The following is a 20,742-nucleotide window of genomic DNA, read 5'->3' as shown; positions in this document are numbered from 1 at the left end:
AGCGCGGCCGGGCGGGACCGGGCGGGACCGGGTAAGACTTGTGGCGGAGCGTCAGGCGCGGGCTGCGCGGGGCCGATGCCCCCGGCGATACGCGGGTGCGGGCAACGGGAGCGTCGGCGATTCCGGACAAGCGGGCCAACTGGGATGATCCAGGTATGACGCGAACCGACGAGTATCTCCTCGACAACCGGCAGACCGAGGCGGGACAGCGCTTTGACGCCTTCGCCACACTCTTCGACCCCACGACTTTCCGGCACATCGAACGCTTCGGCATCGGGTCCGGCTGGCGCTGCTGGGAGGTCGGTGCGGGCGGCACGTCCGTGGTGTCGTGGCTGGCCAAGAAGGTCGGCCCGACCGGGCGGGTCGTCGCGACCGACATCGACACGTCATGGGCGGCCTCGGCGGCCCGCCCACCGGTTGAAGTGCGTGTGCACGACGTGGGCGCCGAGGAACCGCCGGGGGAGGGTTTCGACCTCGTGCACGCGCGGCTCGTACTGGTCCATGTGCCGGACCGGGAGCGGGCGTTGCGGTCGATGGTCAAGGCGCTGCGGCCCGGCGGCCGGCTTCTCGTCGAGGACGCCGACCCCGCCCTGCAGCCCCTGCTCTGCCCCGACGAGCACGGCCCCGAGCAACAGCTCGCCAACCGGCTGCGCCACGGTTTCCGCAAGCTGCTCGCCGAGCGCGGCGCCGACCTCTCCTACGGCCGCAAACTTCCGCGCCTGCTGCGTGCGGCGGGGCTGCGCGAGGTGGAGGCCGACGCGTACTTCCCCGTCACCTCGCCCGCCTGTGCCGCCCTTGAGTCCGCGACGATCAGTCAGATCCGCGACCAGCTCGTCGCCGCGGGCCTCGCCACCCAGCAGGACATCGACCGCCACCTGACCAATGTGGCCTCCGGCTCGATGGATCTCGCGACCGCGCCGATGATCTCGGCGTGGGGGCGCAGGTAGGGCGGCTACGGGGTTGCCGCGCCCGCCGGCCTCCCCCCTACCCGCTCCACCGCCATCGCCCCCGCTCGGCAGCCCTCCACCGCCGCCTCCTCGGGCTCGGCGCCTGCCAGCAGGGCGGCGAGGAAGGCTCCCGTAAAGGCGTCTCCGGCGCCCGTGGTGTCGCGGGGCGTCGCGGGCGCCGCCGGGACGTGGGCCCGTACGGCGCCCGAGCGGGCCACCAGGGCTCCGTCGGCGCCCTGTTTGGCGACGACCAGCGGGACGTGGCGGCTCAACTTGGCCGCCGCGTCCGCCGGGTCGGGCAGGCCCGTCAGCAGGAACGCCTCGTCGCGGCTGGGCAGCAGGAGGTCAACGCCCTCGGCGAGCGCGAGGAAGCGGTCCACGCCCAGTTCCGTGAGGAACCCCGCCGATGCCGGGTCCAGGCTCACCGGTACGCCACGCGCGCGTGCCGACTCCAGAGCCACCGACACCAGCGCCCGGCTCGGCTCGGAGAAGAACAGATAGCCCGACAGATGCAGCCGCGCGACACCGTCGAGCAGTTCGGGCGACCAGTCGTCGGGGTCGAGCCGCAGGGAGGCCCCGCTGTCCGTGAGGAACGTCCGCTCGGCCGAGGCACCCTGGTCCACCAGGCAGATCACCGTCCCCGTCGGCGCCTGCGGATCGACGACGAGGAGGGGCCGTACGCCGCAGGCCGCCAGCTCGCGTTCATGCCATGTGACGGCGTCCGCCCCCACCCGGCCGAGCAGCCGCACCTCCGCGCAGCCCCAATGTGCTGCCCAGCATGCGACGTTGGCGCCCGCCCCGCCCGGCAGGGTCCGGATCGCGGCGGCCGTGTCGGTGCCTGCCGCGAGCGGCCCGCGATGCCGGGCGACGATGTCCGTGACCACGTCACCGACGACGAGTAGCGCTCCCGTCGCAGCGCCCGCGCCTCGCCCGGCACCGCCCCGGCCCGCCGGGCTCACGCCCTGTCCCGGGCCGTCGCCGCGATCCGTCCCGTTCACGCCCCGGCCCGGGCCGCCGCGATCCGTCCGGCCAGTCGTACGTTGCCGCGCACCGCCGCCAGGTTGGCGCTCAGCGACGCGCCGTCGGTGTGCCGCACCAGATAGTCGAGAAGGAACGGCGTCACGGCCTGCCCGGTCACGCCCTCCGCCTCGCACGCCTGCAGCGCGTCGGCGAGCACGCGCGCGTGGAGCGAGGGATCGAGCTGCTCCTCCTCGGGGACCGGATTCGCGACGATGAGCGCGGATTCCGGGCCGTCCAGCGCGTCCTGTGCGCGCATGACATCCGCCACCTGCCCGGGGGAGTCCAGCGTCCAGTCCACCGGATACCCGGAGTCGGACAGATAGAAGCCCGGGAAGTGATCGGTGCCGTACCCGGCCACCGCGACGCCCAGCGTCTCCAGTCGCTGCAGCGTCGCCGGCACGTCCAGGATCGACTTGACGCCCGCGCACACCACCGTGATCCGGGTACGCGCCAGCAGGCCCAGGTCGGCCGACTCGTCCTGCGTCACCGTCCACTCACGGTGCACCCCGCCGAGCCCGCCCGTCGCGAACACCCGCACGCCCGCGAGGGCGGCCAGCAGCGCGGTCGCGGACACGGTCGTCGCACCGCTCGCGCCGGCCGCCACCGCGAGCGGCAGGTCGCGGTGCCCCAGCTTGCGGATCCCGTCCTCGTTCGCGACCCGCTCCAGCTGTTCCTTGTCCAGTCCGACATGGGGCCGCCCGTCCAGCACGGCGATCGTCGCGGGTACGGCGCCCTCCTGTCGTACGACGTCCTCCAGCTCCAGCGCGACCTGCAGATTGCGCGGGCGGGGCAGCCCGTGCGCGATGATCGTCGACTCCAGGGCCACCACCGGCCGGCGCGCGTCGAGCGCCTCCCGCACCTCTTCGGACACCACGATCACGCGCCTGCCTCCTGACTGTCGCCTTTCCTCATCTCTGGCGGGCGGCGCGCCCGGCCAAACCCTTGCGAGCTGCGGCGTACGACACCAGCCTGGGGGCATGACGGACAACTCGCCATGTCTTGACCATGTCGTCCTGTGGGTGCGTGATCCGGTCGCCTCGGCCGACTTCTACGAGAAGACGGTCGGCCTGGAACCCCTGCGGGTCACCGAGTACGCCGCGGGAAAGGCGCCGTTCCCCTCCGTACGCCTCAATGAAGGGACCATTTTCGACCTCATGGCGCTTCCCATGGCCGCGTACATGAACGTGGTCCCAGGAGCCGCGGACAGCGCGGGGCACCCGGTCAACCACGTGTGCGTGTCCCTGCGGGAAGACGATTTCGACGCGCTGCGGGCCCGCCTGGAGGAGCGGTCCGTTCCCCTTTCGGGCTTCTCGTACGACTCCTTCGGCGCCCGGGGAATGGCCAAGCGCAGCTTCTACTTCCGAGACCCGGACGGGAATGTCTTCGAGGCACGGCACTACGAGTAGCCCTCGGGCAGGAAAGGAGGGGCCCCATACGCGGCGCTTCTCGGCTGCCCTTAAGGTGACGGCTCATGACCATGAACACCCAGGCCACCCCGTCCTTCGCCGTGCACATCCCCGACGCCGAACTCGAGCCGGAGCCGCTGGACCCGGCCCAGATCGTCTCCGGTGACCCGGTGGTGACCGGCAAGGTGCTCTGGGAGTCGGCCGACGGCAAGCAGTTGCGCGGCATCTGGCAGATCACGCCCGGAGTGGTGACCGACACGGAGGCGAACGAGCTCTTCGTGGTCGTCAGTGGCCGTGCCACGATCGAGGTCGAGGGCGGCGACGTCCTCGAGGTGGGCCCGGGCGACGCGACGGTGCTGCGCGAGGGCGACCGTACGACATGGACCGTGCACGAGACGCTGCGCAAGGCGTACCACATCAGTCTCTGAAGCCCTTGGTGCTCACCGAGGGCTCGGCCCCGCGTGAACGGCGTCGGTCGGCCCAGCGGCATCAGCACACACGTCGTGACACGGTTCAGCCCCTGTACCCGTAACTTGCCTGCGGCCACGACGAGACCCGCGGCGTCTGCCCGTGGTGGCCGCCCGCCGTGCCCGGCGGCAGCGCCGAGCACTCCCCTCACCCGGAGACAGGCCCCGTACCGTCAGAACAACGGCTCCGGAAGCACCCCTTCCAGCGCCAGCAGCTTCCGCTTGGTCTCCAGCCCGCCCCCGAACCCCCCGATGCCGCCGTCGCTCTCCACCACTCGATGGCACGGCACGACGACCGGCAGCGGGTTCGACCCCATCGCCACGCCCACGGCCTGTGCCGCGCCCGGCTGGCCGACCCGCCGGGCCAGGTCGCCGTAGCCCACGACCGCGCCGTACGCGACGCCGGACGCCAGCTCGCGCAGTACCTGGCGGTTGAACCCGGAGATAAGCGACCAGTCCAGCGGCAGCTCGAAATCACGCCGCTCGCCCGCGAAGTACGCTCCGACCTGGCGTATCGCCTCGGCCAGGAGCGGCGATCCGGGTGCCTCGACCGGCTCGGTGCCCAGGCGCGCGGCGAGCCGCTCCAGCGCCTTGTCGCGCACCGCGTCGGTGGCGTGGAACACCACGTTCACCAGGCCGTCGTGCGTCGCCGCCAGCAGCAGCGGACCGATGTCCGTGCCGCCGACGGTCCACACGACCCGCTGCTCGTCCTGCCCATGGCTGTCCATGCGATCCACCGTACGGCCCGCCACTGACAACGCCCGTGGTGCGGACGCCGCCCGGCGTCCGCACCACGGGCGAGAGGCCCACGAGAGCCCGGTCAGCTCTGCTGCAGAGCGCTCCGGATCACGTCGGGCTTGTTCGTGATGACGCCGTCCACGCCGTAGCCCGCCAGGCGCCGAGCGGTGTCCGCGTCGTCGACGGTCCAGGCGAAGACCTGCATCGGTCTGCCGTGCGGTCCCTTGAACCCGTGGACAGCGGAGATGTACGTGGACGAGAGGGAGGCGTGGTCCGGGTTGATCAGGTCGGCGAATCGCGCGTACTCGTGCAATCGCGTGACCGGCGGCGTGCCCAGAAAGGCCGTCGTGATCCCGGGACGCAGCTCGTGGACCGTCCGCACGCTCTGCGCGCTGAAACTCTGGACGACCAACCGGTGCCTGAGGTGGTCCGGATCGAGCCAGCCCTCGTTGCTCAGGACCTTGAGGGTCTGCCGCTCGATGCCTGGATAGAGCTCGGGGTTCTTGATCTCCAGGACGAGCTTTTGGTGGTTGTGCGAGACGCGGTTCATGTACTGCTTCAGCGTCGGCACGCGCGTGCCCGCGTACCGCCCGCCGAACCAGCTCCCCGCGTCCAGACGCGCGATCTCCGCCGCGGTGAAGTCCTTGACCTTCCAGGGGGCCCGGCCGGGATAGACCTTCTTGACGTCGGTCGTACGCGCCAGCGAGGCGTCGTGGAGGACGACGAGTTCACCGTCCTTGGTGCGCTGGACGTCGTTCTCGACCCAGCTGAATCCCATCGCCGCCGCCTTGTCGATGGAGGCGAGGGTGTTCTCGGGCGCGTAGGCCGACGCACCGCGGTGCGAGACGACCACCGTGCTTGGGGAGCCGGCCAGGGCGTGAGGGGTCGGCAGTATCAGGACGGTGCCCCCGAAAAGCGCGGCGGTCGTGGCGGCGGCAACGCGCGCGTGCATACGTACTCCTCACGTCGAGCGATCACGGACAGTTCAACAGTGACAGCAGAGAGTCAACGAGGCAGGGGTGGGGGATGGACACGGATTGAATGGAGTTCACCAAGTCCGCTCACTGGCGTTGCACAAGTGGGGCGAGGTCGTGATTCTTTGCTGGAAAATCGTTCGACCATTCAGGTGAGGGTCATACTCTCTGCCTCGACCCTGGCCGTTCTTACGGTCTTGAGGGTGGGGGGCATTTCCGGGAATTTTGGGTGTAACAGGGCGGGAAGGGCAGCCGCGCATGCAGGGCACGGTCGACGGCTTCAGTTACGGACTCGTCACGCCGCTGGTGGCGTATGTCATGGCCTGCCTGGGCGGAGCGCTCGGCCTGCGCTGCACCACCAGATCGATGCTCGTCGCCCACTCCTGGCGGGCCGGCTGGCTCGCGCTCGGCTCGGCCGCGATCGCCTCGGGCATATGGACCATGCATTTCATCGCAATGATGGGGTTCTCCGTAAAGGAGACCCCGGTCCACTACGACAAGCCGACGACGTTCGCGAGCCTGGGCGTGGCCATCGTGATGGTCGGCATCGGGATTTTCATTGTCGGATACCGGGGTGCCACCGGAACGGCGCTCTTCACCGGGGGCACCATCACCGGTCTGGGAGTCGCCTCGATGCACTACCTGGGCATGGCCGGCATGCGCCTCAACGGGAAACTCGAATACAACACCCTCACCGTCTCCGCCTCGGTGGTCATAGCCGTCGTCGCCGCCACCGCGGCCCTGTGGGCGGCGGGGCAGGTCCGGGGATTCCTCTGGAGCGTGGGCGCCAGTCTCGTCATGGGGCTGGCAGTCAGCGGCATGCACTACACGGGCATGGCCGCCCTCAGCGTCCATCTGCACGGCACGTCCAGCAGCCCCGGCGGCGACTCGGCCGCCGCGCTCCTTGCGCCCATGATGATCGGTCCGCTGGTCTTCCTGTGCCTGGCCGGCGTTGTCGTGATGTTCGATCCGCTGATGGTCATGGGCAAACCCGACTGGACCCCCACGCAGCACCGGCCCGGCGTACCGGCCCACTCCACGGCCCCGTACGCCGGCCGTCGTCCCCTGCCCCGCACCGGCCGGGACCGCGGACACCGCAGCTCCCGCACCCCCCAGAACTGGTGATCCGAGCCCGTTGTCAGTGCGGGGTCGTACGGTGGAACCCATGCGGCCCGTATCAAAGATCGAACGTTCGGTGGCGCCCTTCGAGGTCGTCAGTCCCTACCAGCCGAGCGGTGACCAGCCGGCGGCCATCGCCGACCTGGAGAAGCGCATCCGCGCAGGTGAGAAGGATGTAGTCCTGCTGGGCGCGACCGGCACCGGAAAGTCCGCCACCACCGCGTGGATGATCGAGAAACTCCAGCGCCCCACGCTCGTCATGGCGCCGAACAAGACGCTGGCCGCCCAGCTGGCCAACGAGTTCCGCGAGCTGCTGCCGAACAACGCGGTTGAGTACTTCGTCTCGTACTACGACTACTACCAGCCCGAGGCATACGTCCCGCAGTCGGACACCTACATCGAAAAGGACTCCTCGATCAACGAGGAGGTCGAGCGCCTGCGCCACTCCGCGACCAACTCGCTGCTCACCCGCCGTGATGTCGTCGTGGTCGCCTCGGTCTCCTGCATCTACGGCCTCGGTACGCCGCAGGAGTACGTGGACCGGATGGTCAGCCTCAAGGTCGGCGACGAGATCGACCGCGACGACCTGCTGCGCCGCTTCGTCGACATCCAGTACACGCGCAATGACATGGCGTTCGCCCGCGGCACCTTCCGCGTCCGCGGCGACACCATCGAGATCTTCCCGGTCTACGAAGAGCTCGCCGTCCGCATCGAGATGTTCGGCGACGAGATCGAGGCCCTCTCCACGCTGCACCCGCTCACCGGCGAGGTCATCAGCGACGACAGCCAGGTCTACGTCTTCCCGGCGTCCCACTACGTGGCGGGCCCCGAGCGCATGGAGCGCGCCGTGAATGACATCGAGAAGGAGCTGGGGGAGCGCCTCGCCGTGCTGGAGAAGCAGGGCAAGCTCCTGGAGGCCCAGCGCCTGCGCATGCGCACCACGTACGACATCGAGATGCTCCGCCAGATCGGCTCCTGCTCCGGCGTCGAGAACTACTCGATGCACTTCGACGGCCGCGAGCCCGGCTCCGCGCCGAACACGCTGATCGACTACTTCCCGGACGACTTCCTGCTCGTCATCGACGAGTCGCACAACACGGTGCCCCAGATCGGCGCGATGTACGAGGGCGACGCCTCCCGCAAGCGCACCCTCGTCGACCACGGCTTCCGGCTGCCCTCCGCCCTGGACAACCGCCCCCTGAAGTGGGAGGAGTTCCAGGAGCGCATCGGCCAGACCGTCTATCTCTCGGCGACCCCGGGCAAGTACGAGCTCTCCCGCGGGGACGGCTTCGTCGAGCAGATCATCCGCCCCACCGGCCTGATCGACCCCGAGGTCGTCGTCAAGCCCACCGAGGGCCAGATCGACGACCTGGTGCACGAAATCCGGGGGCGCACCGAGAAGGACGAGCGCGTCCTGGTCACCACGCTCACCAAGAAGATGGCCGAGGACCTCACCGACTACTTCCTGGAGCTGGGCATCCAGGTGCGTTATCTGCACAGCGATGTCGACACCCTGCGCCGCGTCGAGCTGCTGCGCGAGCTGCGCGCGGGCGAGTTCGACGTCCTGGTCGGCATCAACCTGCTGCGTGAGGGCCTCGACCTGCCCGAGGTCTCCCTGGTGTCGATTCTCGACGCCGACAAGGAGGGCTTCCTGCGCTCGGGCACCTCGCTGATCCAGACCATCGGCCGCGCGGCGCGCAATGTCTCCGGCCAGGTCCACATGTACGCCGACCGGATCACCCCGGCGATGGAAAAGGCCATCGAGGAGACCAACCGCCGCCGGGAGAAGCAGGTCGCGTACAACAAGGAGAAGGGCATCGACCCGCAGCCCCTCCGCAAGAAGATCAACGACATCGTGGCGCAGATCGCCCGCGAGGACGTCGACACCGAGCAGCTGCTCGGCTCCGGCTATCGCAAGGGGAAGGACGGCAAGGGAGCCAAGGCCCCCGTGCCCTCGCTCGGTGGCAAGGCGGCCAAGTCCGCCAAGGGCAAGGCCAAGGCGACGGTGCCCACCGACCGCCCCGCGGCCGAACTCGCCGAGCAGATCGAGGAGATGACGGAGCGGATGCGGGCCGCCGCGGCCGACCTCCAGTTCGAGATCGCGGCCCGGCTGCGCGACGAGGTGTCGGAGATGAAGAAGGAACTGCGCCAGATGAAGGAGGCAGGCCTGGCCTGACGTCCCGCCGACCATGCCGGACCTCGGCGGATGCGCGATGTGTTGCAAGACCGACACAAAGCGCGTCCCAGGGTTCGGCACTGTCAGTGGCGCTGCGTAGTGTTCTGGTCATCCGCGGACTCCGCGGCAACAGGGGACAGCTCGAGAGGGGACAGCGCGTGACGGTCAACATGACCAAGGGTCAGGCCATCAGTCTGCAGAAGAACGACGGGGGCACCCTGACCGCGGTGCGCATGGGTCTCGGCTGGCAGGCGGCCCCCCGGCGCGGCCTGTTCGGCTCGCGCACCCGGGAGATCGACCTCGACGCCTCCGCCGTGCTGTTCGCGGACAAGCAGCCCGTCGACGTGGTGTTCTTCCGCCACCTCGTCAGCGACGACGGCTCCGTGCGGCACACCGGTGACAACCTGGTAGGCGGCGTGGGCCAGGGCGGCGACGACGAGGCGATCCTCGTCGACCTGCAGCGGGTCCCGGTCCACATCGACCAGATCATCTTCACCGTGAACTCCTTCACGGGCCAGACGTTCCAGGAAGTGCAGAACGCGTTCTGCCGTCTGGTCGACGAGACCAACGGCCAGGAGCTCGCCCGCTACACACTGGCGGGCGGCGGCCAGTACACCGCCCAGATCATGGCGAAGGTGCACCGCGCGGGCTCGGGCTGGCAGATGACGGCCCTCGGCACACCGGCCAACGGCCGTACCTTCCAGGACCTGATGCCCGCGATCCTGCCGCACCTGTAGGCGGCCCGGCACGCGGCACACGAAGCGACACAGGGGGACAAGGCGATGACGGCCGAGCTGGTTCGGGGGCAGAACCACCCGCTCTCCCAGGTCCGTCTTGAGGTCCGCGTATCGGCCGGCCGGCCGATCGTGGCCGGGGTCACACTCGGCGACGAGCAGGGCAAGGTCCGAGGTGTCGAATGGGTGGCCCACCCGGGCGCGCCCACGCTGCCCGGACTCAAGGTCTCCAAGCAGGCGGCGGCCGACCACCGCCTCGCTTTCGACCTGGAGGCCCTGCCGGGGACCGTGCACCGCGTCCATGTGCTGCTCGCCCTGCCGACGGGAGTCGGCGGACCGGTGCGATTCGGCGCCGTCGCCGCCCCCTTCGTGGCCGTCACCGGCCTCGACGGCTCCGAGGTCGCCAGCTACACCATCACCGGTCTGGACGCCGAGTCGGCTGTCGTCGCCATGGAGCTCTACCGCAGACAGGGCGCCTGGAAGGTGCGCGCGGTCGGCCAGGGGTACGCGGGCGGCCTCGCCGAACTCCTCGCCGACCAGGGCCTGCCCGAGGCCCAGCAGCTCGCGCGCAGTATCAACGAGGCGGTGGCCCAGGGCCTGGCCCGCTCGGTGTCGCCGCCCCCGGCGCGTACGGCGGACGCGGACCGCTCACGGCAGGCGGCCGCCTCGGCCCCGGGACCGGACCAGCCGTACACGGGACCCCAGGGCGCCTCCGGCACCGTACCGCCGCCACAGTCCCAGTACGACACGCCGGGTCCGGAAGGAGCCACGGCGCCGCAGACGGGCTACCCGGGCGGCCCCGCACAGCCCGCCGGCCCCTCCGCCGTCACCCAGCCGTCCGCACCCGCCGGCGGTCCGGTCGACTACAGCCACCCCGGCCGACAGACCGCCGCGCCGCCTCCGCCCCCACCGACCGCACCACCGGCTCCGCCCGGACAGCCGGCGCAGCCCGTCGCGGGCGATGCAACCGGCTGGTCGATGGAGGAGCGGCTCTACAACCAGGTGTGGGGCATGTTCGAGGACCTGGCGCGCACAACGGCCGCGTACCGCAGTGCCGTCGACTTCGCCGACTCGCGCATGGAACAAGAGCTCGACAAGGCCCTGTCCGACCCGCGCAGCCGCATCGGCGGGCAGGGCGACGCGGCGCGCGAGGCGGCCCAGGCCAAGCACGCCGACCTGGTCGACCAGGCCCGCGCGGCGCTCGACCGGGACCTCGCGCAGCTCACCGCCGAGGCCGAGGTGGTCGAGCCCGCGCTGCCCGCGGCGTACGCACGCTGGGACAACCCGGTCTGGCACGGATACCAGGTGCCCATGGAGATCCCCATGGCCGTGCGCCTCGGCGACCTCCATCTGCCCGAGAGCGGGGGTCTGAGCATCCCGATGCTGGTCAGGCTGCCGCTCGAGCGCGGCCTGTGGATCGACAGCGGCCGAGCCGACCTCGAGGACTCGCTCGCCGACTCCGACGAGCTGCGCCGCCTCGCCATGGACACGGCGGTGGCACACGCCGCGCGGCTGCTCGCCGTCTACCCTGCGGGCGAGTTCACGGTGCACGTCATCGACCCGGCCGGCTCGGGAGCCTCGTCCCTCGCGCCCCTGGTGGCCTCCGGGGTGCTCGACGGGCCGCCCGCCGCCGGAGCCGCAGGCGTGGCCGATGTCCTTGCCCGGCTCACCCAGCGCGTCGACCTGGTGCAGATGGCGGTGCGCGGGGGAGCGGCCGACTCGCTGCCGCCGGACCTCGACACCGCCGAGCAACTGCTGATCGTCAACGACTTCCCGCATGGCTTCGACGACCGCGCCGTGACGCAGTTGCGCTATCTCGCGGACGAGGGCCCGGCCGTCGGCGTCCATCTGATGATGGTGGCCGACCGGGAGGACGCCGCCGCCTACGGGCCGTTGCTCGACCCCCTCTGGCGTTCACTGCTGCGACTCACCCCTGTACCCGACGACCATCTCGCCGACCCGTGGGTGGGACATGCCTGGACGTATGAGCCCGCGCTCGTCCCGCCGGGCAGCCAGGTGCTCCAGCAGGTGCTCTCCCAAGTGGCTGTAGCCCGCCGCCCCTGGAACCGCTGACCACCGCTGACCTCATGGAGGACTTCACCAAGCATCCGTAAAGGCCTCTGACCAGCGGAGTTGGCCTTCTTTTTGCTAAATTCTTTACCTTTCCTTGATGATTCGGGTACTCTCTTTCTCACGGAGGGGAGTACTCCCTACTTGCTGCGGCGCACCCGTCAATACGGATCTGGCCAGATCCCGGGGCGTCGGCCCGTGGACGGCGGACGCATCACACGTCACGTCCGTCAGCGGGTGGAAGAGACCTCCGGCAGCGACGACGCTGGTATTTGCCGTTACGTACTGCCGGAGGCGCAGTGGATGTTTCCGTGACCCTTTGGGTCCTCACGATCGTGGGCCTTGCCGCCCTCGTCGCGATCGACTTCTTGATCGGCCGCAAGCCGCACGACGTATCGATCAAGGAAGCAGGAATCTGGACGATCGTCTGGATCGTCCTGGCCGGACTGTTCGGACTGGGACTGCTCGTCTTCTCCGGCGGCCGGCCCGCCGGTGAGTTCTTCGCCGGCTTCATCACCGAGAAGTCGCTGAGCGTCGACAACCTCTTCGTCTTTGTCCTGATCATGGCGAAGTTCGCGGTGCCCTCGCAGTACCAGCAGCGGGTGCTCCTCGTCGGTGTGCTCATAGCGCTCGTCCTGCGCGCGATCTTCATCGCCGCCGGCGCCGCGATCATCTCCAGCTTCGCGTGGGTCTTCTACATCTTCGGCGCGTTCCTCATCTACACGGCCTGGAAGCTGATCCAGGAGGCCCGGGCCGACGGGCAGGAGGAGGAGTTCGAGGAGAACAAGCCGCTCAAGGCCGCCGAGAAGCGCTTTGGCGTGGCCGACCGCTATCACGGCACCAAGCTGTGGATCGAGCAGAACGGCAAGCGCGTCATGACGCCGATGCTTGTCGTGATGCTCGCGATCGGCACCACGGACGTGCTCTTCGCGCTCGACTCCATCCCCGCGATCTTCGGCCTGACCCAGGACCCGTACATCGTCTTCACGGCCAACGCGTTCGCACTGATGGGTCTGCGCCAGTTGTACTTCCTGATCGGCGGCCTGCTCAAGAAGCTGGTCCATCTCAGCTACGGCCTGTCCGTCATCCTGGGCTTCATCGGCCTCAAGCTGGTGCTGCACGCACTGCACGAGTCCGGCGTCCACGTCCCCGAGATCTCCATCCCGGTCTCGCTCGGCGTGATCGGCGCCGTCCTCGTCGTCACCACGATCACCAGCCTGATGGCCTCCAAGAAGCAGGCGGCGCAGGAAGCGTCGGAGGGTGCTCCGAAGGCTCTCCAGGTGGATTAGCTATCCGTAACGAACCGGTGACAGGCTGCCACACGCACGCCTGGTGTCCAGGCGACGTCTGGCACCCTCCTCGGTCCCATAGCTGTGCGGGCTGGGCCGACGAGCGTCCGGAGGGACGCGCCGCGCGGGCTGACGGCTCCTGCCGTCAGCCCCAGGGCACGAAGGCGATGGGCTTGCACCCAGCAACACTTGGGATCACCCAGCCAATCAGAGACGCTCCGAAGGACGGTATCGACGTCTGATCACCTCAGAGGCAGCGACCACCACTCCCGGGAGGGGTGCGGTGCGCATGGCCGCGTGCCCCTCCCGGATTGCTTGGGTGACCATCGGAATGCGGGGCCCGCCCACGCCTGCGACGATCGCTGCGTGATCGTTCGGCTCCGATCACTCCTGGCGCAGTGGACGGCGGTCGTGCCCGCGGTGATCCTTCTGGTCTTCACCTGGGGGCGCGACCTTGAGCGGTGCTGGCCGCCGTCCACCACGCCGAGGTGGTCGCGCACCGGGTCGGCGAACCCTTCGGTCCCCTCGTCCTCGCCGTCGCCGTCACGATCATCGAGGTGGCCCTCATCGTCACCCTGATGGCGGACGGCGGCGACAAGACCTCGAGCCTCGCGCGTGACACGGTGTTCGCGGCCGTGATGATCACCTGCAACGGCATCGCCGGACTGTGCCTGCTCGTCGCCTCCCTGCGCCACGGGCTCGCCGTCTTCAACGCGGAGGGCACCGGCGCCGCCCTGGCCACCGTCGCGACGCCGGCCACGCTCAGCCTGGTCTTCGACCTTCACCACCAGCAAGCCGGGTCCGGAGTTCTCCACGGCCCAGCTCACCTTCGCCGCGCTCGCCTCACTGGTCCTGTACGGCCTGTTCGTGACGACCCAGACCGTGCGGCACCGCGACTACTTTCTCCCGATCACCCGCCAGGGCGTGGTGATCGACGCGGACGAGCACGCCGACGCCCCGTCCGCCCGTGCCGCCGGGATCAGTCTGGGGCTGCTCGACCTGGCCCTTGTCGGCGTGGTCGGCCTCGCCAAGGGCGTGTCGCCCACCATCGAGTCCGGGGTCGAGGCGGCCGGCATGCCGCAGTCCGTGGTAGATGTGATCATCGCGCTGCTCGTGCTGCTCCCCGAGACCATCGCCGCGCTCCGGTCGGCCCGCCGCGACCGGGTGCAGACCAGTCTGAACCTCGCCCTCGGTTCCGCGATGGCCAGCATCGGTCTGACGATCCCGGCGGTCGCCCTGGCACCCGTCTGGCTCTCCGGACCGTTTGTGCTCGGCCTCGGCCCCACCTACATGGTGCTGCTCGTGCTCACCGTGGTGGTGAGCTCCCTGACGGTCGTTCCCGGGCGCGCGACCCCTCTCCAGGGAGGCGTGCATCTGGTGGTGTTCGCGGTGTACTTGGAGCTGGCGGTCAATCCCTGGCCGATGCTCCTCCGGTGACTGGTGCTCACTCGGCGGCCGACGCTCCTTGAGTCGCCGACGCTCCCTCCGTCGTCGGTGCGACGGCCGGCCGGGTCTCCGGCAGCAGCGCGAAGCACCCCAGGCTGAGCAGCGCGATCCCCGTCAGATACGCGGCCACCCCCCAGGGAACTTGCTCTCCCTCGGCCACCGCCGTCGCCACGATGGGTGTGAGCGCGCCCCCGAGGACCCCACCCAGGTTGTAGCCCACCGCCGCGCCCGTGCAGCGCACCCGCGGCTCGTACAACTCCGGCAGATACGCGGCGATCACGGCGAACATCGTGATGAACGCGAGCAGCGCCACCAGGAAACCGAGGAACATCAGCAGGGGTTCGCCGGTCGACAGCAGCGCGACCATCGGGAACATCCACAGCGCCGCGCCCGTACAGCCCGCCAGACACAGGGGCCGCCTCCCGTACCGGTCGCCGAGAAGGGCCACCACGGGCGTCAGGGAGCCCTTCACCACCACGGCGGCCATGATGCAGGCCAGCATGACGGTACGGCTCACACCGAGCCGCTCGACGCCATAGGCGAGCGCCCAGGTCGTCACCGCGTAGAACACCGCGTAGCCGACCGCGAGCCCACCGGCCGTCAGCAGGACGAGCCGCCAGTGGTCGCGCACCACCTCGGCGAGCGGCAAGCGCGCGTGGTCCTCCATTTCGAGAAAACGCGGGCTCTCCGCGAGCGAACTGCGCAGCCACAGCCCCGCCGCCGCGAGCGCACCCGCCGCCCAGAACGGCACCCGCCACCCCCACGCCGCGAACTGCGCGTCGGTCAGCGTCGCCGACAGCACCAGCATCACACCGTTGGCCAGCACGAACCCCGCGGAAGGGCCGATCTGCGGGAAGCTCGACCACAGCCCGCGCCGCTCGGCGGGCGCGTGCTCGGCGGTCAGCAGCACCGCCCCGCCCCACTCCCCGCCGAGTCCGAGCCCTTGCAGAAAACGCAGCACAAGAAGGAGCACGGGAGCGGCCGTGCCGATCGAGTCGTACGTCGGTACGCAGCCGACCGCGACGGTCGCCGCGCCGGTCAGCAACAACGAGGCGACGAGCACCGGCCGCCGCCCGCGCCGGTCCCCGATGTGCCCGAACAGCACCGAGCCGAGCGGGCGGGCGACGAACCCGACGCCGAACGTCGCGAAGGCCGCCAGCGTCCCCGCCAGTGGCGAGAACGTCGGGAAGAACAGAGGGCCGAGGACCAGTGCGGCCGCGGTCCCGTAGACGAAGAAGTCGTAGAACTCGATGGCCGTCCCGGCGAGCGAGGCGGCCGCGAGCCGGAGCATGGAGGGCGCCCTTACAGTGCGTACGTCGTGCATGCCGCGTCAACTACCCATGGTGACCAAGGGTTACGGGGGGCGTGCGGGAGCGTGGCGTGGTACGGGCCGTCACCCCCGCGCCGCACCGTGATAAACCGGGTCTGAGCAGCGGTCCTCAACGGGCCGCAGACCTGGAAGGACCGGAGGAACCGTGCCCCGCACTCTCGCCAACGCCCCGATCATGATCCTCAACGGGCCCAATCTGAACCTCCTCGGGCAGCGCCAGCCGGATATCTACGGCTCCGACACGCTCGCTGACGTGGAGGTCCTGTGTGCCAAGGCGGCGGCGGCGCACGGCGGCACGGTGGACTTCCGGCAGTCCAACCATGAGGGCGAGTTGGTGGACTGGATCCACGAGGCGCGTCTCAACCACGCCGGGATCGTGATCAATCCGGCCGCCTACTCGCACACCTCCGTCGCGATCCTGGACGCGCTCAACACCTGTGACGGACTGCCGGTGGTGGAGGTCCACATCTCCAACATCCACCAGCGCGAGGAGTTCCGGCACCACTCGTACGTCTCGCTGCGGGCTGATGGGGTCATCGCGGGGTGCGGGGTGCAGGGATACGCGTTCGCGGTGGAGCGGGTCGCGGCGCTGGCGGGAACGGGACAGGCAGAGGCCTGACGGCAAGGGCAAGCGGACGTTCAGAGTCCGATTGTCAGTGGTGGGTGCCACGATCAAGTCATGAATTTCTTCGACGGATTGATCGCACCCGACCCACCCGACGAGACGCAGCCCGAGACGCACCACCGACTAGCTGGCTACCGACCGGATGTGGACGAGTCGTTAGCCCCCGCGAACTGGTTCGTGGCCGCCCAGCTGCCGCAGGTCATCGAGGTCGGCGCCGGACCCGACGTGCGCATCATGCTCACCGACTGGCAGGTGTGGCCCGGTTCGGTGACCCTCCGGCTGGGCGTCTTCCTGCGGTCCATCCGCCGGGACGGGCCGTCGCACCCCGTCCACTTCGGGGCGGGCCGAGCCGGCGCCGGAGCCCTCCGCTTCGGCCTGCTGCTCTCCGATGGACGGCGGATCACCACTCTCGACGGCCACCCATGGCCCGCGTCCCCGGAGGGGTCCCCGCGGCCCGCTCTCCGACTGCACGGTGGAAGTGGCGGCGGATTCCACTACCAAGTCGAGCTGCATCTCTCGCAGTTGCCCCCGGAGGGGCTCATGCAGCTGGTGGCCGAATGGCCCGACCAGGGCGTGCCCGAAACGCGTACGGACGTCGACGCGACGGCGCTGCGGGCCGCGGCCGCCGACGCGGTGCGGATCTGGCCGGAGGCCGCGCCGCCGCCCCCAGAGGAACACGGAGGCGAACCGAAGGCCTTCATTATCCTCAGCGCGGACCCCTCGGAGATCATGGCGCGGACCGTCGTCGGCCCCGCGGGGCGACGCGGCGGCCGGCCGGCCGATCCGCCTCCACCCAAGCGGGAGCGAGGGGACTGGGAGGCCATGGGACGCGCCGGATGGCAGGACGTCGACCTGGTCAGGGCACGCCTCGCGCACGGCGCCGATCCGCTGGCGGAACTCGATTCCTGGTCCTGGGAGACCCCACTGCACCACGCCGCGGAGCACGGCGCGCCCGAGGTCGTCGCCGAACTCCTGCGACACGTCGAGAATGTGGACGTGGCAGCGCGGGAAGGACGCACCCCGCTGTGGGAGGCGGTCTGCCACGGCCGGAGGGAGGCCGCCGAGCTGCTGCTCGCCGCGGGCGCGGACGCGTGGAGCCCCCAGACGGGCGGCCGGTCACCGGGCCGTCTCGCTCTCACCACGGAGCTGGCCCCGTTGTTCGAGGCGCTGTCTAACGCCGTGCCGCTCACTCCGGAGGAGCGTGCGGCGCAGGAGGACGCCGACCGCAGGGCCGCCGTCTTCCGCGACCTGTATCTCGAGGGCCACTCGATCGCCTTCGTGGCAGGAATCGACGAGGAGACGGCGATACGCCGCCTGGGCGCCGATCCGGCCGCCACTCCCGTACTCGATCTCGACCGGGAGCCGGGTCCGTACGGCACCGGGCCCCACGGGTTCGATCCCGACGACCACGAGCTTGCCGAGCGCTTCGTGGGCATCACCGGAGTACCCGGCGGATGCGTGCTGTTACAGCCCACCCACTACCGAGTGAGCACGCCGGAGGTGCTCAACGCCCTCTCACCAGGCACCACCGCCTACGGGCTCTACTTCAACGCCAAAGGAGGCACCTTCGGCGACTTCTCGCGCGACGGCCGCAGCGAGCGGCACGAGGAGATCGGCCTAGTGTTCGGGGACGAGCCCGATCTCCACTGGCTGTACCGCTTCTGGTGGTGGAACAAGTCGTCCGGGATGTGGGGCGCCCACGAAGTCGCGTACGCCTCGCACATGGGCGGCGTACGTGTCACCGACCGCCGCGCGGTCGAGGGGCCGCCGCGGCGCTGGGCGGAAATACCCGAGGGCAGCGAACTGCTGGGCTGATCCGCGCCACCACCAAGGCGTGTGTCAGAGCCGCCCCGCCTCCACGATCCGGCGCAGGAACCGCTGTGTGCGCTCCTGTTGCGGGTTCCCGAAGACCTCCTCGGCCGTGCCGCGCTCCAGGACCACACCGCCGTCCAGGAAACAGACCTGGTCCGCGACCTCGCGTGCGAAGCCCATCTCATGCGTGGCCAGCACCATGGTCATGCCCTCGTCCTTCAAGTCCCGGACGACGGTCAGGACCTCGCCCACGAGCTCCGGATCGAGGGCGGCGGTGATCTCGTCGAGGAGCAGCAGCCGGGGGCGTAGGGCCAACGCGCGGACGATTGCGGCCCGTTGTTGCTGACCGCCGCTGAGCCGGTCCGGGTACTCGCCCGCCTTGGCGCCGAGCCCGAGCCGGTCGAGCAGCTCACGGGCCTGCGCCTCGGCCTCGGCGCGGCCCACACCGTGCACGCGGCGTGGGGCGAGCGTGATGTTCTCCAGGACGGTCATGTGAGGAAAGAGGTTGTACGCCTGGAAGACCACGCCGATCCGGCGGCGCACGGCGTCCTGGTCGGCCCGCGGGTCGGTGATCTCCTCGTCGTCCAGCCAGATCGCGCCGTCGTCGATCTCCTCCAGGAGGTTCGCACAGCGCAGCAGGGTCGACTTGCCCGAGCCGGAGGCACCGATCAGTGCGGTCACCGTGTGCGGGGCGACCGCCAGGTCGACGTCTCGCAGCACCACCGAGTCGCCGAAGGTCTTGCGGACGGACTCCATCCGCAGCACCGGAGTGCTGGTCATATGGTCCCTCCCTGGGCCCGTCGGCGGTCCATCCGGGCCGTGATCCAGTCCGTGAAGCGGGTCATCGGAATGGTCAGCGCGACGAAGACCAGTCCCGCGACGATGTACGGCGTGTAGTTGAGGCTGCGGCCCACGATGATGTCCGCGGCCCGCACCGCGTCGACCGCGCCGCCGATCGACACGAGCCCGGTGTCCTTCTGGAGGGACACCAGATCGTTGAGGAGCGGCGGCACCTGGCGGCGTACGGCCTGGGGGAGGACGACGTACCGCAGCGCCTGCCGGTTGGTGAGCCCCAGCGAGCGGGCCGCGGCGCGCTGCGAGGGATGGATGGACTCGATGCCGGCGCGGAACACCTCGGCGACGTACGCCGAGTACGTCAGCGTCAGCGCCGTGCCGCCGAGCAGCACCGGGTCCACGGTGACGCCCTGCAGCCGCAGCGCGGGGACTCCCAGAACCACGATCATCAGGTTGATGATCAGCGGGAGTCCGCGGAAGAAGTCCGTGTACGCGGCGGCCAGCGCCCGGATCGGGAAGAACACCGGGCCGCGCAGGGTGCGGGCGATCGCGATCAGCATGCCCAGGACGAGGACGGCGACGCTGCATATCAGGAGCAGGCGAACGTTCAGCCACAGTCCTTCGAGGACTTTGGGGAAGGCCTCGCGCGCGTACTGCCCGTTGAAGAACGTCTCCTTGGTGCGCGGCCAGCCGGGCGCGTTGACGACGACGAGGTACAGAACGACACCGGTGACGAGGGTGGAGAGCGCGGCGATCGCCGTCGCGCGGCGGGCGCGGGTGCGCTTGTAGCGCTCCCGATCGATCCGCCGCCGCGACGGGACGTACGCCTCGGGCATGTCGCCTTCGCCGGAGTCCTCTCCCGACTCCTCCTTGGTGACGGTCACTTGAGCACCGGAGCGTCGACGGCCTCGGACAGCCACTGCTTCTCGATCGAGGCGAGCGTGCCGTCCTGGCGCAGGGCGTCCACGGCCTTCGTCACGCACGAGGTCAGGGCGCTGCCCTTGTCGAGGACGAGCCCGAACTGCTCGGGCGTGCCGCCGGTGTTCTCGAACTGCCCGACGATCTTCGCGTCCGTCACCTCGGCCGCCGTGATGTAGAAGGCGGTCGGCAGGTCGACCACGATGGCGTCGACCTGGCCGTTCTTCAGCGCGGACTTGGCCTGGTCGTTCTTCGCGTACGCGGCCGGCTGCTGGGTCGGCTTCACCACGTCGTTGATGTAGTTCAGGCTGGTGGTGCCGACCTGGGCGCCCAGCTTGACGCCCTTGAGATCCGCGATGCTCTTCGCCTTCGCGGCCTTGGAACCCTTCAGCGCGATGACGGCCTGGCGGACGTCGTAGTAGCCGGACGAGAAGTCCACGGCATTCTTGCGCTCGGCGCTGATCGATACCTGGTTGATGTCGAAGTCGAAGGTCTTCACGCCGGGTGCGAAGGCCTTGTTGAAGGGAACGGTCTGCCAGACGACCTTGCTCTTGTCGTAGCCGAGCTGCTTCGCCACGGCGTACGCGACCGCCGACTCGAAGCCCTTGCCATTGGCGGGCTTGTCGTCCTTGAACCACGGTTCGTACGCGGGCTCGTCGGTGGCGATCGTCAGCTTGCCGGACGTCTGGGTGCCCAACGCGCCCTTCGCGCAGGCTTTCCCGGTTGTCCCGGAGGCCTTGGCGGAGGCTTTGTCCTCCGGCTGCGGGGCACAGCCCACAGCGACGGCGAGCAGGGCGACGGTGGCGGCGGAGGCGGCGCGGCGCAGGGTGCGTGGGGCGAGATGCATGGCGGGAGAGTGACAGTGCACCATGCCGT

General features: G+C 69.9%; 18 protein-coding genes and 1 pseudogene. 11 read left to right on the top strand and 8 right to left on the bottom strand.

The genetic code is table 11. The features are described from left to right. The first annotated feature begins 155 nt into the window (after positions 1-155). Positions 156-947 carry a methyltransferase domain-containing protein gene (locus OG747_RS10665; RefSeq protein WP_405879057.1) on the top strand — a complete coding sequence of 264 codons (792 nt, stop codon included), beginning with the start codon at positions 156-158 and terminating at the stop codon, positions 945-947. A gap of 5 nt (positions 948-952) precedes the next feature. Here the strand turns inward: OG747_RS10665 and OG747_RS10660 are convergent, their stop codons facing one another. Next, entirely contained in the window at positions 953-1,906 is a 954-nt protein-coding gene (locus OG747_RS10660; protein WP_405879056.1) for a carbohydrate kinase family protein, read from the bottom strand. A 35-nt stretch (positions 1,907-1,941) separates the two neighbouring features. Next, complete coding sequence (locus OG747_RS10655) at positions 1,942-2,847, bottom strand: pseudouridine-5'-phosphate glycosidase (RefSeq protein ID WP_405879055.1); 906 nt, start codon at positions 2,845-2,847, stop codon at positions 1,942-1,944. Positions 2,848-2,944: 97 nt separating this feature from the next. Between OG747_RS10655 and OG747_RS10650 the strand changes: the two genes are divergently transcribed. Beyond that, entirely contained in the window at positions 2,945-3,373 is a 429-nt protein-coding gene (locus tag OG747_RS10650) for a VOC family protein (RefSeq protein ID WP_405879053.1), read from the top strand. Between the two features lie 65 nt (positions 3,374-3,438). Then, positions 3,439-3,801 carry a cupin domain-containing protein gene (locus OG747_RS10645; RefSeq protein ID WP_405879052.1) on the top strand — a complete coding sequence of 121 codons (363 nt, stop codon included), beginning with the start codon at positions 3,439-3,441 and terminating at the stop codon, positions 3,799-3,801. A gap of 212 nt (positions 3,802-4,013) precedes the next feature. Here the strand turns inward: OG747_RS10645 and OG747_RS10640 are convergent, their stop codons facing one another. Beyond that, positions 4,014-4,568, bottom strand: a complete 555-nt coding sequence (locus OG747_RS10640; protein WP_405879051.1) for a methylated-DNA--[protein]-cysteine S-methyltransferase — start codon at positions 4,566-4,568, stop codon at positions 4,014-4,016. Between the two features lie 92 nt (positions 4,569-4,660). Then, on the bottom strand, positions 4,661-5,530 hold the full coding sequence (locus OG747_RS10635) for a glycerophosphodiester phosphodiesterase (protein ID WP_405879050.1): 870 nt from the start codon (positions 5,528-5,530) through the stop codon (positions 4,661-4,663). 280 nt (positions 5,531-5,810) lie between these two features. Here OG747_RS10635 and OG747_RS10630 point away from each other — a divergent pair, with 280 nt between their 5' ends. From OG747_RS10630 to OG747_RS10605, 6 genes and pseudogenes are all read left to right on the top strand, one after another. Then, positions 5,811-6,677, top strand: a complete 867-nt coding sequence (locus OG747_RS10630) for an MHYT domain-containing protein (RefSeq protein ID WP_405879049.1) — start codon at positions 5,811-5,813, stop codon at positions 6,675-6,677. Between the two features lie 40 nt (positions 6,678-6,717). After that, positions 6,718-8,847 (top strand): excinuclease ABC subunit UvrB, encoded by a 2,130-nt coding sequence (gene uvrB / locus OG747_RS10625; protein WP_405879047.1) that lies wholly within the window; start codon positions 6,718-6,720, stop codon positions 8,845-8,847. Positions 8,848-9,005: 158 nt separating this feature from the next. Next, positions 9,006-9,584, top strand: coding sequence for a TerD family protein (locus OG747_RS10620; RefSeq protein WP_405879046.1), 579 nt, complete (start codon positions 9,006-9,008; stop codon positions 9,582-9,584). Positions 9,585-9,629: 45 nt separating this feature from the next. Beyond that, complete coding sequence (locus tag OG747_RS10615) at positions 9,630-11,654, top strand: TerD family protein (protein WP_405879045.1); 2,025 nt, start codon at positions 9,630-9,632, stop codon at positions 11,652-11,654. 296 nt (positions 11,655-11,950) lie between these two features. Then, positions 11,951-12,940 (top strand): TerC family protein, encoded by a 990-nt coding sequence (locus tag OG747_RS10610; protein WP_405879044.1) that lies wholly within the window; start codon positions 11,951-11,953, stop codon positions 12,938-12,940. Between the two features lie 366 nt (positions 12,941-13,306). Continuing rightward, a pseudogene (locus OG747_RS10605) lies at positions 13,307-14,377 on the top strand (calcium:proton antiporter). Between the two features lie 7 nt (positions 14,378-14,384). Here OG747_RS10605 and OG747_RS10600 read toward each other — a convergent pair. After that, positions 14,385-15,677 (bottom strand): MFS transporter, encoded by a 1,293-nt coding sequence (locus OG747_RS10600; protein WP_405879043.1) that lies wholly within the window; start codon positions 15,675-15,677, stop codon positions 14,385-14,387. Between the two features lie 184 nt (positions 15,678-15,861). On the opposite strand from OG747_RS10600, the gene aroQ reads away from it, so the two are divergent. Together aroQ and OG747_RS10590 are read left to right on the top strand one after the other, a co-directional pair. Continuing rightward, positions 15,862-16,335, top strand: a complete 474-nt coding sequence (gene aroQ / locus OG747_RS10595) for a type II 3-dehydroquinate dehydratase (RefSeq protein WP_405879042.1) — start codon at positions 15,862-15,864, stop codon at positions 16,333-16,335. Positions 16,336-16,395: 60 nt separating this feature from the next. Then, positions 16,396-18,156, top strand: coding sequence for an ankyrin repeat domain-containing protein (locus OG747_RS10590; RefSeq protein WP_405879041.1), 1,761 nt, complete (start codon positions 16,396-16,398; stop codon positions 18,154-18,156). Between the two features lie 24 nt (positions 18,157-18,180). Here the strand turns inward: OG747_RS10590 and OG747_RS10585 are convergent, their stop codons facing one another. From OG747_RS10585 to OG747_RS10575, 3 genes are read right to left on the bottom strand one after another with little or no spacing between them, the layout of a single operon-like run. Further along, positions 18,181-18,933: an amino acid ABC transporter ATP-binding protein gene (locus OG747_RS10585; RefSeq protein WP_405879040.1), complete on the bottom strand. Its 753-nt coding sequence runs from the start codon at positions 18,931-18,933 to the stop codon at positions 18,181-18,183. Next, positions 18,930-19,832, bottom strand: a complete 903-nt coding sequence (locus tag OG747_RS10580) for an amino acid ABC transporter permease (protein WP_405879039.1) — start codon at positions 19,830-19,832, stop codon at positions 18,930-18,932. Before OG747_RS10580 ends, OG747_RS10585 begins: the two co-directional genes overlap by 4 nt. After that, complete coding sequence (locus tag OG747_RS10575; protein ID WP_405879038.1) at positions 19,829-20,713, bottom strand: ABC transporter substrate-binding protein; 885 nt, start codon at positions 20,711-20,713, stop codon at positions 19,829-19,831. Before OG747_RS10575 ends, OG747_RS10580 begins: the two co-directional genes overlap by 4 nt. Positions 20,714-20,742 lie beyond the last annotated feature (29 nt).

Origin of the sequence: Streptomyces sp. NBC_01384, from assembly GCF_045040035.1 — a bacterium.
GTDB lineage: Bacteria > Actinomycetota > Actinomycetes > Streptomycetales > Streptomycetaceae > Streptomyces.
Note: the sequence above shows the minus strand (reverse complement) of the source record. Positions and strands in the feature narration are given on the sequence as shown.